Annotated in this window: 13 protein-coding genes; 9 read left to right on the plus strand and 4 right to left on the minus strand. The window is 65.3% G+C overall.

Features of this window, described 5'->3' with window-relative positions; translation table 11 throughout:
• Positions 1 to 41 precede the first annotated feature (41 nt).
• The gene (locus A9513_RS28280) at positions 42 to 1,262 is read left to right on the plus strand and encodes a cytochrome c biogenesis protein DipZ (protein ID WP_065086164.1); all 1,221 of its coding nucleotides are present in this window, start codon (positions 42 to 44) and stop codon (positions 1,260 to 1,262) included.
• Positions 1,263 to 1,293: 31 nt separating this feature from the next.
• On the opposite strand, the gene A9513_RS28285 is transcribed toward A9513_RS28280, so the two are convergent.
• The 4 genes from A9513_RS28285 to A9513_RS28300 form a co-directional block, all read right to left on the minus strand.
• Positions 1,294 to 1,590, minus strand: a complete 297-nt coding sequence (locus A9513_RS28285) for an addiction module antidote protein (protein WP_037011255.1) — start codon at positions 1,588 to 1,590, stop codon at positions 1,294 to 1,296.
• Positions 1,575 to 1,883 carry a type II toxin-antitoxin system RelE/ParE family toxin gene (locus tag A9513_RS28290; protein WP_065086165.1) on the minus strand — a complete coding sequence of 103 codons (309 nt, stop codon included), beginning with the start codon at positions 1,881 to 1,883 and terminating at the stop codon, positions 1,575 to 1,577. Before A9513_RS28290 ends, A9513_RS28285 begins: the two co-directional genes overlap by 16 nt.
• A 116-nt stretch (positions 1,884 to 1,999) precedes the next feature.
• Complete coding sequence (locus A9513_RS28295) at positions 2,000 to 3,847, minus strand: diguanylate cyclase (protein WP_065086166.1); 1,848 nt, start codon at positions 3,845 to 3,847, stop codon at positions 2,000 to 2,002.
• A 381-nt stretch (positions 3,848 to 4,228) separates the two neighbouring features.
• Positions 4,229 to 5,125 carry a LysR family transcriptional regulator gene (locus tag A9513_RS28300; RefSeq protein WP_065086167.1) on the minus strand — a complete coding sequence of 299 codons (897 nt, stop codon included), beginning with the start codon at positions 5,123 to 5,125 and terminating at the stop codon, positions 4,229 to 4,231.
• Between the two features lie 284 nt (positions 5,126 to 5,409).
• Here A9513_RS28300 and A9513_RS28305 point away from each other — a divergent pair, with 284 nt between their 5' ends.
• The 8 genes from A9513_RS28305 (at position 5,410) to A9513_RS28340 (ending at position 13,398) form a co-directional block, all read left to right on the plus strand.
• Positions 5,410 to 6,018: a TetR/AcrR family transcriptional regulator gene (locus A9513_RS28305; protein WP_015476681.1), complete on the plus strand. Its 609-nt coding sequence runs from the start codon at positions 5,410 to 5,412 to the stop codon at positions 6,016 to 6,018.
• 67 nt (positions 6,019 to 6,085) lie between these two features.
• Complete coding sequence (locus A9513_RS28310) at positions 6,086 to 6,505, plus strand: hypothetical protein (RefSeq protein WP_023125218.1); 420 nt, start codon at positions 6,086 to 6,088, stop codon at positions 6,503 to 6,505.
• Between the two features lie 27 nt (positions 6,506 to 6,532).
• Positions 6,533 to 7,570, plus strand: coding sequence for a secretion protein HlyD (gene hlyD, locus A9513_RS28315; protein WP_065086168.1), 1,038 nt, complete (start codon positions 6,533 to 6,535; stop codon positions 7,568 to 7,570).
• Position 7,571: 1 nt separating this feature from the next.
• A complete protein-coding gene (locus A9513_RS28320) occupies positions 7,572 to 9,344 on the plus strand; it encodes an ATP-binding cassette domain-containing protein (RefSeq protein WP_065086169.1) in 1,773 nt (590 codons plus the stop codon).
• On the plus strand, positions 9,341 to 10,510 hold the full coding sequence (locus A9513_RS28325) for an ABC transporter permease (RefSeq protein WP_017244798.1): 1,170 nt from the start codon (positions 9,341 to 9,343) through the stop codon (positions 10,508 to 10,510). Before A9513_RS28320 ends, A9513_RS28325 begins: the two co-directional genes overlap by 4 nt.
• A gap of 4 nt (positions 10,511 to 10,514) precedes the next feature.
• On the plus strand, positions 10,515 to 11,633 hold the full coding sequence (locus tag A9513_RS28330; RefSeq protein ID WP_017244799.1) for an ABC transporter permease: 1,119 nt from the start codon (positions 10,515 to 10,517) through the stop codon (positions 11,631 to 11,633).
• Positions 11,630 to 13,168 carry an efflux transporter outer membrane subunit gene (locus tag A9513_RS28335; protein ID WP_065086170.1) on the plus strand — a complete coding sequence of 513 codons (1,539 nt, stop codon included), beginning with the start codon at positions 11,630 to 11,632 and terminating at the stop codon, positions 13,166 to 13,168. Before A9513_RS28330 ends, A9513_RS28335 begins: the two co-directional genes overlap by 4 nt.
• Positions 13,169 to 13,188: 20 nt before the next feature.
• Positions 13,189 to 13,398 (plus strand): DUF2892 domain-containing protein, encoded by a 210-nt coding sequence (locus tag A9513_RS28340; RefSeq protein WP_017244801.1) that lies wholly within the window; start codon positions 13,189 to 13,191, stop codon positions 13,396 to 13,398.
• Positions 13,399 to 13,405: the final 7 nt, after the last annotated feature.

Consider the following 13,405-nt stretch of genomic DNA (forward strand, 5'->3'; position numbering starts at 1 on the left):
TCCAGAAAAAGCCCACGGGCCGGCGGCCCATCGAGGTTTCCATGCTGCTCATCGCCTTTCTCGGCGGGGCGCTGACCCTGCTCAGCCCCTGCATCCTTCCCGTGCTTCCATTGTTGTTGCAGCGTGCCGGCGGCCCGGCGTGGTCGCCGTGGGTCACGCTGCTCGGCCTGGCCAGCGGCTTCGCCGTGCTGGCGAGCCTGGCGACCGTCTCCAGCAACTGGGTGATTGCCGCCAGCGAATGGGGTCGGTGGTTTGCGTTGGTGCTGCTGTCGGTCTCTGCACTGGCGCTGCTCTGGCCGCGCTTCAGCGATTGGCTGGCGCGCCCCTGGGCCTGGATCGGCGATCGTCTGCACGGTGAAGCCCGGCGCATGCCGCCGACGTTCTCCGCGTGGGTGATGGGCTTTGCCGCCGGCCTGCTGTGGGCGCCCTGCGCCGGCCCGGTGCTGGGGCTGATTCTCTCCGGCGCCATGCTGCAAGGCCCGAGCGCGCAGACCAGTTTGCTGCTGTTTACCTACGGTCTGGGCAGTGCCACCGTGCTCGGTATCGTGCTTTTCGCCGGGCGCCGGCTGATGCAGCAGCTGCGGCCGCGCATGGGCGTCATCGAGGGTCTGCGCCGCGCCACTGGTGTACTCGCCCTGCTGGCCGTGGTCGGCATCGCCAGCGGCACCAGCGCACAACTGGCTTCCGGCGGTTCGTCCAGGCTGGTGAACAGCCTGGAACGCAAGGTCATCGACGGCGTGCCCGCGCTGATCAGCCAACTGATGCCCGGCGACCTGGCCCACGGCGCCGAACGCCTGCCCGACCTCGGCCCGGCTCCCGAACTGCAAGGCGCGGTGGAGTGGATCAACAGCCCCGAACTGAGCCTGCGCGACCTGCGCGGCAAGGTGGTGCTGATCGACTTCTGGACCTACGACTGCATCAACTGCCAGCACAGCCTGCCGTATGTGAACGCCTGGGCGAAGAAGTACACCGACCAGGGCCTGGTGGTGATCGGCGTGCATACCCCGGAGTACCCCTTCGAACGCGTACCCGCCAACGTTCGCGAAGCGGTGAAACAGCACGATATCCACTACCCCGTGGCGCTGGATAACCAGTACCGGATCTGGAACGCCTTCGCCAACCAGTACTGGCCGGCGCACTATTTCATCGATGCCCAGGGACGCGTGCGCCATCTGTCGATCGGGGAGGGTGGGTATGAGGAACAGGAGCAGGTGATTCAGGCGTTGCTGAAGGAGAGGGATAGAGTGAAGGCGGGGGCATGAGCAAGTGACGGGGCGGGGGCGGGACTGTCCCTCATTTCCCGCTGCTGGCGGGAATTGCCTGCAACTCGACACCCAGCGCGCGCATGACCTTCATGACCGTCTCGAAGCGCGGCTTGGCTCCGGGCGCAAAGACCTTGTACAGGCTCTCCCGGCCCAGTCCCGAGTCATTGGCGATCTTGGTCATGCCGCGCGCCTTGGCAATGTTGCCGATGGCGAGTAGCAGCTCATCGGTATCGCCGTCAGACAGGACCTGGGACAGGTATTCGGCAATGACCTCCTCATTGTCGAGGTGGTGGCTAGTGTCGAAGTCGCTCAGTTCAATGGCCATTCAATTGCTCCCGCCAGTTGCTGCGCCAGCTTGATATCGCGCTGCTGGGATGTTTTGTCGCCGCCATACAGCAACAGGATCGGCACGTCGCCACGGCGCGTGAAGTAGACGCGATAGCCAGGGCCGACATCCAGTCGGATTTCCGAGACACCGATGCCCACCGAGCGGATGTCGCCGAAATGACCGGACCGGATACGGTCCAGCCGACGCAGGATTGCGACTTTCCCGCGGGGGGCGCGGAGCTCAGAAAGCCAGTGATCAAACTGGGCAGTTTGCTTTAGCTGATAGGTCATGCTGCACCTGTATCCAGTAGGATACTGGTGTGCCAGCGAGCCCGCACCTGAAATATTCGCCGACCACCATGAAAGTGCTGAGCCGGGTGTAGGACGGCGGAGCGATCGACTGCCTGTCAGCCCTCTACCTGATTGCGCCCCTGCTTCTTCGCCTCATACAACGCCGCATCCGCCTGCTGCACCAGCATCTCGGCGGAGTATTCCGAACTCGGTACCGCAGCTACGACGCCGATGCTCACGCTCACCCGCCCCAACGGCGACAGCTCGTGGGGCAGGGCGAGTGCTTCCACCGCTTGCAGCAACTTGTTCGCCATGCCGCGCACGCCGGCGAGGTCGGTCATCGGCGCGAGGAAAACGAACTCCTCGCCGCCATAGCGTGCCACCAGGTCGGTGGAGCGGTTGACCGTGGCCGCCAGCGTCCGGGCAATGTCGCGCAGGCAGGCGTCGCCGGCAGGGTGGCCGTAGTGGTCGTTGTAGCGCTTGAACCAGTCCACATCGATGATCGCCAGGGCCAGAGCCTCACCAGAGCGACGTGCGTGGTCCCATTCCTGCTCCAGTAGCTGGTCGAAGCGGCGCCGGTTGGCAATGCCGGTGAGGGCATCGGTCAGGCTCATGGCCTCCAGCTGGTTGTTCAGCTCGCGCAGTTCATCGGTGCGCTCGGCGACGCGCAGTTCCAGCTCGTGCTCGGAGCTGCGCAGGTTATCCACAAGCTGTTGCTGGGTACGGATCAATTCCTCCTGCACCCTGGCCTTCTCCCGGCGCATGACGTTGAAGCGGTCGGCGAGGGCGAAGGCCAGCACGATCATCTCCATCGCCGACCCCAGTTGCAGGCCGTCCACGGTAAACAGGTTGGTCGGCACGATGCCCATGGCGCGCAGCGAGGTCATCGCCCCGCCCAGCATCAGCAGCGCGAAGGCCGCGAGGAAGAAGAACGCGCTGCGCTGGCGCTTGAAGGCGGCAACGCCGGCACCGATGAGCAGGATCACCGCCGTGGCGAAGTTCAGCAGGATGCCGGCGCGGGAGAAATACGGCAGCGCCAGCGCATAGGCGACGGGGCTGAGCAGATAGGCCAGGATCATCCCGCGCAGTACCCGGTCCAGGCGCGGCAGTATCCGCTCGAACTGCATCATCCGGCGGGCGAACAGCAGCAGCGCGGCCAGGGCCATCGACACGCCGGAGTAGTAGACCACGTTGGAATTGAGCGGCTCGCCGAAGATCGACCAGTCCGGAGCGAGGCCGTTCTTGATCGCCAGCGCCCCGGCCGTGCAGCTCACGAAGACCACGTACAGCAGGTAGATTGGGTCGCGCAGGGCGAACAGCAGCATCAGGTTGAACAGGATCATTGCCACCGCGATGCCGAAGTACCAGGCCTTGCCGGTGTAGTCATCGCGTTCGTAGGCGTGGAACGCCTTCACCGGCCACAACTGCAGCGGCACCAGCAGGCCGATACTCGACTCGACCCGCAGGTACAGCACCTGTTCGGAGTGCGCGGGCAGGTTCAGCGGAAAGACGAAGTTGCGGTTCGGGTAGACCTTGTTGCTCTGCGGGACGTCGCTGCCGGTGTTGATCGTCCTGACACTGCCATCTGCCTGCGGGATGTTCATCTGCACATGGGAGATACGCGGGTTCTCCACCACCAGCAGGCGCTGCAACGGGGCATCGCCGGGATTGCTCAGCTGCAACTTCAGCCAGAAGGCCGAGCGGGTAAAACCCATCGCCAGCGCACTGCCGGGTGGCTGATCGGCCTTGAAAAGGGCTTGCTGCGCAGAGGATTGCACGTCCGCCAGCGTCAGACTGCGGCTCGGGTCTTCGAGGACGGAGACATAGGCGGTCAACGTCAGGGGCTGGGTGGTGACGCTCGCAGCATCGATCACCTGGGCAGCCCAGGCGGGACGGACCAGTAGAAAGAAGATGGTGAGCAGGAGCCAGGACAGCGATTGCCGGTGCGGGGCGGAGGCGGGCATACGGCAGGATCCGGGCTGTAGGGATGCCGAGGATTCTACAAGAGCCGGTTTGGCGGCGCCAAAAGCACAAAAGCCCCCGGCAACTTACGCTGCCGGGGGCTTTTGCTGGGGATTCTGGAGCGGGCGAAGGGAACAGCACCCGGTCGCTAACTCGTTTATTACGAACGTCTTTTCCGATCCAAGCGTCACGGAATGGACTCGATTGTGGACTCAAGTCTTCGGCCTGGTCAACGCAGGCCGTTGCGGGTGATCCAAAGCGAGCCAAGCACATCCACTAACAGCCAGAGCATCGGATTTCATACCGAAGTCTATCTGTCCACTGGCACATCACGCCACAGGCCGCAACGGACAGGTGAGCTGCGTCCTCAAAGGATTGACTCATCATCGACAGGCGCGGTCCCGCCCGCCTTTCGCCCGCTCGATGAACCGCTTCATGGGCTCCGAGGGTTCGCCCTGGCGGCGCAGCAGGTAGGTATAGAGCACCGGTGGGGTGCCGGCCAGGGGACGAATGGAGATGTCCGGGCGCTGTAGCGTCTGCACCTGCGAGGCGATGGCGAAGCCGATGCCGTAGCCGGCACCCACCAAGGTCAGCATCACACCCAGGCTGGTCACTTCATCGACCAGCTTGAGGGGCGTGCCTGCGTCCTGCAGCAACGCTTGAATCTGATGGCGGCAGCCCGATCCCGATTCGGGATGGCACAGAACCAGCGGGAACTTCAGGGCTTCGGCCAGCGGCACCTGCACGTGCGCCAGCAAGGGGTGGCGTGCGGGCACGATCACCGACAGCTGATCGGTCCACACCGGCTCGGCGACGAGGCCATCATGTACCGCGTTTGACAAGGCAAAGCCGATGTCCAGCAGATCGTCGTGCAGCATCTTGAGCTGCTGCGCGAACGGCAACTCGAAGACGCGAATCTCCAGCTCGGGCTCATCCTCGCGGCTGCGTGCCAGCAAGGTGGCGATGCGGGGCTGCGCCAGGCTGTCGCAGATCGCGATGCGTAGATTGCCTTGGTAGCCCTGTGCCGCCGCCTTGGCGCTCTTGACTGCCTGCTCCACGGTGGCCTGCACGCGCCGGCATTCGCCGAGGAACACCTGGCCGGCCCAGGTCAGCCGCGTCAGGCGTGTGCTGCGGTCGAACAACTGCACGCCAAGCTGGCTTTCCAGGTCGCGCATCGCACGCGACACAGGCGATTGCTCAATGCCCAGACGCTCGGCTGCCCGGGCCAGATGCAGTTCTTCCGCAACTGCGACGAAGTAGCGCAGCAATCTGAAATCCAAGGCCACCTCCTGTTCGTCTTCTTCTGGTTCGGCCTCTCGGGCGCCAGCATCTCCATCCACATCCCGTCCACTTACGCCCCCGCCAGGCTTGCGATGTGCCGGCGCCCTTCCGCCAATGAGGTGCGGAGGGCGACGTATGCGCCCGCCAGAAATCGACCGTTGGCAGCCGTCTGAGATAGCAGTTCTGCTGTTCATCGAGACCTCCTTTTCGCGCTTCCCCTCTTGCGGCAAGCTTGCATGGTGCTAAGATAGTAATAGATTACTCACTTTCGAAGGCGCAAGCAATGAGTGGACACTCCAAGCATCTACCGGCCGATGAGCGGCGCGCGGCCACAGTCGAGGCGGTGGTCGACTTGGCCGCCGAGCAGAACCCCAGCGACATCACGACCACGGCCATCGCACAGCGTATGGGGCTGACCCAGGGGGCGCTGTTTCGTCACTTCCCGACCAAGGACGCCATCCTGCAGGCGGTGATGTCCTGGGTCACGGAACGCCTGCTGGCTCGGGTGGACAAGGCAGCAGAAGGCACTACGTCTCCGGTCGCAGCCCTTGAGGCGGTCTTCATGACGCATATCGACTTCGTGTCCGAGCACCCGGGTGTGCCGAGGATGCTCTTCGGCGAATTGCAGCGACCTGGAGAGACCCTGCCCAAGCGAATGGTGCAGACCTTGATTCAGCACTACGGCGAGCGGTTGCATCGCCTGCTCGAAGCCGGCAAGGCGCAGGGCGAACTGGATGCGGGACTGGATGTGGATGCCGCCGCCGTGTTGTTCATCGGCACGATCCAGGGACTGGTCATGCAGTCGCTGTTGGCGGGCAAGGTCTGTCGCATCCGCCGTGACGCACCAGCCGTGTTTGCCATCTATCGCCGTGGCATCGAAAGCAACACATGAAACACCTGTCTTCTCCGCAAGCGCGACTGCGACCTCCAAACCCTTCCACAAATCGGGAGCAACGAACATGACGGCACACAGCGGACGCTCGATCTGGATGCGCGTGGTCTCCTTGATTGCGATCGGTTTTGGCCTGATGACCATCTGGGAAGGCGGCGCAGTCCTGTTTGTCGACGGCGCGGCGCGCCAAGCCGCCGGCGACTATGTGCCTTTCGTGCTCTGGTTCAATTTTCTGGCCGGGATCGCCTACATCGTCGCCGGCGTCGGCTTGTGGATGCGCCGGCGCTGGGCCGCGTGGTTGGCGATTGTCATCACGGTGGCGACCGCACTCGTGTTCCTGGCTTTCGGAGTGCATGTGGCTCTGGGTGGCGCCTGGGAGCGGCGCACGGTGGTCGCCATGACGCTGCGCACGTTGGTGTGGGCTGGCATAGCGGCCATAGCCTGGCGCCGGTCAGCGGCGAATGCGCCGGTCGCACGCGAGCACTGAGCACCTTTATCCAGCGGAAACCCATCGATGAAAACTCCAAACCTCCTTTCCAGAAAAACCCGTTGGGTCGTGATCGCCGTTGTCGTGCTCGCTCTTGGCGGCGCACTGGCGTTCTGGCTGTCGCGCGACCATGGACAACAAGATGCATTGCGCCTCTACGGCAACGTCGACATCCGCGAGGTGCAACTGGCCTTCCGTCAGCCCGGGCGCGTGATGCAAATGGCTTTCGATGAGGGCGATGCCGTCAGTGCCGGTGCGCGGCTGGCGACGCTCGACGCGCAGCCGTATCGGGAAGCCCTTGCGGCAGCGCAGGCCCAGGTGCAAGTGGCGCAGGCGGAACTGGCCAAGCTGCGCCGTGGCCTGCGGCCGCAGGAAATCACCCTGGCGCGCGAAGCGCTCAGGCAGGCACAGGCGCTCGCCACCGAAACCGAGCGCAATTTCCAACGCCAAAGTGGCCTGCTGGCATCAGGCGCCAGCAGCCAGCGCACGGTCGATGCCGCCCGCACGGCGAGGGATCAAGCCACCGCGGGCGTCGCAGCAGCCAAGGCCGCCCTGTCGCAAGCGTCCGAAGGCTTTCGCAAGGAAGACATTGCCGCGGCCGAGGCTCGCCTTGCGGCCGCACAGGCCGCCGCAGCGCAAGCCACGACAGCCTTGGCGGACACCGAGTTGATGGCGCCCAGTAGCGGAACCGTCATCGCACGGGTGCGCGAGCCCGGCAGCATGGTTGCAAGCCAGAGCGCGGTCTACAGCCTGAGCCTGGACAAGCCGGTTTACGTGCGCGCCTACGTGGGCGAGTCGGACTTGGGGCGTATCGCGCCCGGTACTGTGGTGCGCGTCAAAAGCGATTCATCAGAGAAGGTCTATCGCGGCCAGATCGGCTTCATCTCGCCGCGCGCCGAGTTCACCCCCAAGACGGTGGAGACGACGGATTTGCGCACGGATCTGGTGTACCGCCTGCGCATCGTCATCGACGAAGCCGACAGCGACAGTGCCTTGCGCCAGGGCATGCCGGTGACAATCGAGGTCGATGCGAAAGCCGGCACCACTATCCCGGGGGAGCGTTGAGATGCAGGCAAGCCCTGCCATCGCCGCGGTGCCTACGGGTGCGCGCGAAGACGCTGCCGTCGTCATCGAGGGCGTGGACAAGCATTTCGGCGACATAAAGGCGCTGCGGGGCTTGAGCGCGCGCATCCACTATGGGCGGCTGACCGGTCTGGTCGGCCCCGACGGCGCCGGCAAGACGACGCTGATGCGGATTCTGACCGGCCTCCTGGTGCCGAACGCCGGCCACGTCACCTTGGCAGGCTATGACGTGGTCAAGGACAACGACGCCATCCACGTCGCCAGCGGCTACATGCCGCAGCGCTTTGGCCTGTACGAAGACCTGTCGGTGATGGAGAACATGCGCCTGTACGCGCAGTTGCGCGGTATGGATGCGGACTGCAACGCCGCTCTGTTTGCCGAGCTGCTGGACTTCACGCGGCTCGGACCCTTCACCAAACGCCTGGCCGGCAAGCTCTCCGGCGGCATGAAGCAGAAGCTGGGCCTTGCCTGTGCACTCATGGCGCGGCCCAAGGTGCTGCTGCTGGACGAGCCCGGTGTGGGCGTCGACCCGGTCAGCCGCCAGGATTTATGGCGCATGGTGCAGGCGTTGACCGACGAGGGCATGGCCGTGGTGTGGTCCACCGCCTATCTCGACGAAGCCGAGCGCTGCGAGAGCGTGCTGTTGCTGAACCAGGGACAGCTCCTGTTCGATGGTCCGCCGCAGCAACTCACCGCGCAGCTCGAAGGCCGCAGCTTCCGTCTGGAGAACGTCGGCGCCGAGCGCCGGGCGGTGCTGACACAGGCGCTCGACCTGGAGAGCGTGAGCGATGGCGTGATCCAAGGCGCCGGCGTGCGCGTGGTGTTGCGCGAGGGCGCTCAAGCGGAGCAGCTCCAGGCCCTGTCCGATCAGGCGCAGGTGCGGCTGGCGCAGGTGCCAGCGCGCTTCGAAGACGCCTTCATCGATCTGCTCGGTGGCGGCCCCGGCGGCACTTCGACGCTGGCCGAGCGTCTGCCGCCGGTTGAGCTGGGTTTCGACATTGCCGTGTCGTGCCGAAACCTCACCAAGCGCTTCGGCGAGTTCACCGCCACCGACAACGTCAGCTTCGAGGTGCAAAAGGGCGAAATCTTCGGCCTGCTCGGCCCCAACGGTGCCGGCAAGTCCACCACTTTCAAGATGTTGTGCGGCCTGTTGAAACCCACTGCTGGCGAAGCGCATGTAGTGGGCCATGATCTGCGCCGCGCCACCGGAGCGGCCAAGAGCCGGCTCGGCTACATGGCGCAGAAGTTTTCGCTCTACGGCCTGCTCTCGGTGCAGCAGAACCTGGAATTCTCGGCCGGCGTCTACGGACTGGAAGGCAACACCCGGCGCGAGCGCATTGCCGAGATGATCGAAACCTTCGATCTGGGCGACTGGCTGTCCGCCACGCCTGATTCCCTGCCGCTGGGACACAAGCAGCGCCTGGCATTGGCTTGTTCGCTGATGCACCGGCCGCCCGTGCTGTTCCTGGATGAGCCCACGTCGGGCGTGGACCCCATTACCCGGCGCGAATTCTGGACCCACATCAACGGCCTGGCACGCAAGGGCGTGACCATCATGGTCACCACCCACTTCATGGACGAGGCCGAGTACTGCGACCGCGTCGCCATGCTGTCGCGTGCGCAACTGATTGCGCTGGATACGCCCGACGCGCTCAAACGCTCGGCGATCAGCCCCGAACGACCCGACCCGACGATGGAGGACGCCTTCATTCACCTGGTGGAGTCGGCGGACCGCGAGCTGGAGGCCGCCATATGAACGGCACCACAAAGCACAAAGACGGGAATGGACCACAGCAGACCGACCTGCGCCATTTTGATCTGCGGCGCTTGATCGCCCTGGTCACCAAGGAAAGCTACCAGGCGCTGCGCGACCCCTCGACGCTGCTGATCGCGTTCGTGCTGCCGGTGGTGTTGTTGCTGTTGTTCGCCTATGCGGTGTCGCTGGATGCGAAGGATGTCCGCGTCGGCGTGGTGCTGGAGTCGCCCGGCGCTGCAGCGCAAGAGCTTGCGGCGGCCTTTGCCGGTACGCGCTTCCTGGATGCCCATTTCGCCCATGACCGGCGCGAAGTGGCCGATCAACTGATCTCCGGCGACCTGCGCGGCTACGTGGTGATCCCGCAGGACTTCGAGCAGCGCCTGGCGCAGCGCGGCAGCGAACCGCTGGTGCAGATCGTCACCGACGGCTCCTACCCCAATACCGCCAACTACGTCGAGAACTACGCCCGCGGCGTGGTCCAGACCTGGCGCGCCGGGCTCGATGTCGCGGCGCCGCCGCAGGCCGTAGTGCTGGAGCCGCGCTACTGGTTCAACCCAGAGCTGGAAAGCCGTCGAGCGCTGATTCCCGGCGCCATCGCCATCGTCATGACCATCATCGGCACCATGCTAACGGCGCTGGTTGTGGCGCGTGAATGGGAGCGCGGCACGATGGAGGCGGTGCTGTCCACACCGGCCTCGGTGGCCGAAATCCTGATCGGCAAGCTGCTGCCGTACTTCGTGCTCGGCATGCTGTCCACGCTGGGCGCGGCGGCGCTGGCGGTATTCGTGTTCGGCGTTCCGATGCGGGGCTCGCTGGCGGCGCTGCTGCTCTTGTCCGCAGTGTTCATGGTACCGGCGCTGGGTCAGGGTCTGTTGATTTCGTCGCTGGCGCGCAACCAGTTTCTGGCGGCGCAGATCGCGCTGTTCACGGGTTTTCTGCCGGCTTTCATGCTGTCGGGGTTTCTATATGAGATCGACGCGATGCCCGCGCCAATCCGGGCCATCACCCGGCTGGTTCCGGCGCGTTACTTCGTCGATTCGCTGAAGACGGTGTTCTTGGCCGGCGACATCTGGGCCGTGTTCCTGCCCAACTTGGCGGCCATGGCGGCGATCGGGGTGCTGTTCTTCGTGATCGCCAAGCGCGCCACGCGCAAGAACCTGGAGTGAAGCGATGTTGACCTCCGCATTCTCGTTCACCCGCCTGCGTGCCCAGTTCATCAAGGAAGTGCTCAGCGTCCTGCGCGACCCGCGCAGCCGCATGGTGGTGTTCGTGCCGCCGATCCTTCAGTTGCTGGTGTTCGCCTTTGCCGCGACGCTGGAAGTGCGCAACGTCGATATCGCCGTCTACGATCAGGATGCGGGGCGCTGGTCGCACGAGTTGGTACAGCGCCTGGACAGCGCCCGCTTCATCACCCACGTCCGGCATGTCGACAGCCAGCAGCAGCTACACGAGCTGATCGACCGTGGCGAGGTGATCGCCGCGCTTGCCATCCCGGTGGATTTTTCGCGCTCCATCGCCGCCGGCGAAAGTGGCCGCGCGCAGGTACTGGTCGATGGCCGGCGCAGCAACTCCGGGCAGATCACCGTAGCCTATCTGTCCACCATCGCCGCCGATGTCGGCGCCGAGGTCGTGCCCGACGCCCAGGCACCAACGCCCGTGGTCGTGCGCCACTGGTTCAACCCGAATCTGGTCTACCGCTGGTTCATCGTGCCCGGCCTCACGGGCATCCTGGCGCTGTTCAGCGCGCTGCTCATCACCTCGCTGTCGATTGCACGCGAACGCGAGCTCGGCACCTTCGACCAGTTGCTGGTGTCCCCCACCTCGACGCCAGAGATCATCATTTCCAAGTCACTGCCGGCACTCGCAATTGGCACCGCGCTGGGCCTGTTCATGATCAGCGCGGGCGTATTCCTGTTCGGCATCCCGTTTACGGGCTCGTTTGCGCTCCTGCTCGCCAGCCTGGTGCTGTTCATCCTGTCGGTGGTCGGCATCGGTCTGATGATTTCCGCGGTCAGCATGACGCAGCAGCAGGCCATCCTGGGGGCGTTCGCCATCGGCGTGCCGGCGGTGCTGATGTCCGGCTTTGCGACGCCTGTGGAAAACATGCCCGTCGTCCTGCAATGGCTGGCCCAGGCCATTCCGCTGACCCACTTCCTCATCATCGTCGAAGGCAGCTTTCTCAAGGCCATGCCGCCCGGCGACATTCTCGCCAGCCTGTGGCCGCTGGCGGTCATCGCCCTGGCCACGCTGACGATGGCCACCGTATTCGTCCGAGGACGCCTGCAATGAAATCCAAGCCCCGCACTTCCTTTCTTCGCGCAACCGTCAGCGGCCTGACCCCTGGGCGCGCGCGTCCGCTCGCGCTGGCCTTGTCCTGCGTGCTGCTGACCGCCTGCGCAAGCGTGGGCCCTGACTACCGCGAGCCGCCGCCGGTCGACGTCGGCAGCGGCTGGAGCTTGCCGTTGGCAAGCGAATCCCAGTCCGCAGACTTGAGCCAATGGTGGTCTGCACTGGACGATCCCATCCTCGATCGCCTGATGGCCACGGCGCTGGCACAGAACCTGGATCTGCGCCAGGCTGCGGCACGCATCGATGAGGCACGCGCCCTGCGCGATCGTGTGGCCGGCGAGGCATTGCCCACCGCCGCCGCTGGCGCGAGCGTCAACCGGCGCCGTCAAAGCGAGAACGGACCCCTGCCCGTAGGCTCCATCCCCGGTCTTGACGCCACGCAGACCATCTACGACGCGGGCTTCGACGCGGCCTGGGAGGCCGACTTGTTCGGGGCCAGGCGGCGCGCCCTGGAGGGCGCCAGCGCTCGCCTGCAGGCGACCGAAGCCGAGGCACAGGGAGTACGCATGCGCATCGTGGCCGAGGTCGCGCGCACCTGGTTCACCGCCGTCGGCGCCCGCTACGAGTTGCACGCACAACAGGCCACACTGGATACGCTGCAGCACACCTTGGAATTGGTGCGCCTGCGGCATGCGCTGGGCGACGCGTCGGCCGCCGACGTGGAGGCGGCGTACGCCCAATGGACAGCAGTCAACGCGCTCATCCCGGATATCCAGGTGCGTCAGCGCGCCGCGATACTCAGCCTGGGCGTGCTGCTGGGCGCGCCGCCGGAGCGGGAGCTGGCACTGCTGGATGGCCCCTTGACGCCGAGCACGCTGCGGGCGCTGCCGGTGGGCGAGCGCGCAGAGATGCTGCGCCGGCGCCCGGACGTGCTGGCTGCGGAACGTCGCCTGGCAGCGAGTTCCGCCGACATCGGCGTGGCCACGGCCGAACTGTTCCCCAAACTCTCCATCGGTATCGGCGGCGGGTTCCAAGCGCTCAGCACGGGCGATTGGTTCGATGCATCCAGCTCGCGTTTTTCCATCCTGCCGCTGATTTCCTGGCGCCTGTTCGACGGTGGCCGTGTGCGAGCCGAAATTCGGGCACGCGAGGCGGCCGAGCGGCAGGCCGCGCTGGCCTATGAGCAGGCGGTGCTGACGGCGCTGGGCGACGCCGAGCGCGCGCTGGGCGACTACCACGGCGGGCTGGACACACTGGAGCGCCGCGGTATGGCACTGGATGCCGCGCGCACCAGCTACGGCCACGCCAAGGCGCGCTATGCGGCAGGCGACATTGCGCTGGTCGAACTGCTGGCTGCCCAGCGCAGCCTGCACGAGGCCGAAACCGCAGCCGCACGCGCGCATACCAACGCCGCCGTGCAACTGGTGGCGCTGTACAAGGCCCTTGGTGGCGGCTGGGACGTATCCACGACGGCATCGACCGCAACCCATCCGCTGCGGGGCGCTGCCGCCCCCGTCGCGTTTTCAAGCCGTTGACTCAACACAAGGAGACCGTAATGCAAATCAACGTTGGAAGTCTCGACCGCATTGTCCGCATCGTCGTCGGACTGGTTCTGCTCAGCCTCCCGCTGTGGCTGGATTCATCCTGGCGTTGGCTGGGACTCATCGGAATCATGCCCCTCATCACCGGCCTGGCTGGCCGCTGTCCGGGCTACCGTCTGCTTGGCCTGAGCACTTGCCCGATACAAAAGAAAAAACCGGAGTGAGCATCCC

The sequence above is a fragment of the Pseudomonas sp. AU12215 genome (genome assembly GCF_001675465.2).
Classification (GTDB): domain Bacteria; phylum Pseudomonadota; class Gammaproteobacteria; order Pseudomonadales; family Pseudomonadaceae; genus Pseudomonas; species Pseudomonas nitroreducens.

Bases quoted from the DNA above. Each gene is read 5' to 3' on its own strand.
- A9513_RS28280 (WP_065086164.1), top strand. From the start codon at position 42: ATGCTGCTCATCGCCTTTCTCGGCGGGGCGCTGACCCTGCTCAGCCCC.
- A9513_RS28285 (WP_037011255.1), bottom strand. From the start codon at position 1,590: ATGGCCATTGAACTGAGCGACTTCGACACTAGCCACCACCTCGACAAT.
- A9513_RS28290 (WP_065086165.1), bottom strand. From the start codon at position 1,883: ATGACCTATCAGCTAAAGCAAACTGCCCAGTTTGATCACTGGCTTTCT.
- A9513_RS28295 (WP_065086166.1), bottom strand. From the start codon at position 3,847: ATGCCCGCCTCCGCCCCGCACCGGCAATCGCTGTCCTGGCTCCTGCTC.
- A9513_RS28305 (WP_015476681.1), top strand. From the start codon at position 5,410: ATGAGTGGACACTCCAAGCATCTACCGGCCGATGAGCGGCGCGCGGCC.
- A9513_RS28310 (WP_023125218.1), top strand. From the start codon at position 6,086: ATGACGGCACACAGCGGACGCTCGATCTGGATGCGCGTGGTCTCCTTG.
- hlyD (WP_065086168.1), top strand. From the start codon at position 6,533: ATGAAAACTCCAAACCTCCTTTCCAGAAAAACCCGTTGGGTCGTGATC.
- A9513_RS28320 (WP_065086169.1), top strand. From the start codon at position 7,572: ATGCAGGCAAGCCCTGCCATCGCCGCGGTGCCTACGGGTGCGCGCGAA.
- A9513_RS28325 (WP_017244798.1), top strand. From the start codon at position 9,341: ATGAACGGCACCACAAAGCACAAAGACGGGAATGGACCACAGCAGACC.
- A9513_RS28330 (WP_017244799.1), top strand. From the start codon at position 10,515: ATGTTGACCTCCGCATTCTCGTTCACCCGCCTGCGTGCCCAGTTCATC.
- A9513_RS28335 (WP_065086170.1), top strand. From the start codon at position 11,630: ATGAAATCCAAGCCCCGCACTTCCTTTCTTCGCGCAACCGTCAGCGGC.
- A9513_RS28340 (WP_017244801.1), top strand. From the start codon at position 13,189: ATGCAAATCAACGTTGGAAGTCTCGACCGCATTGTCCGCATCGTCGTC.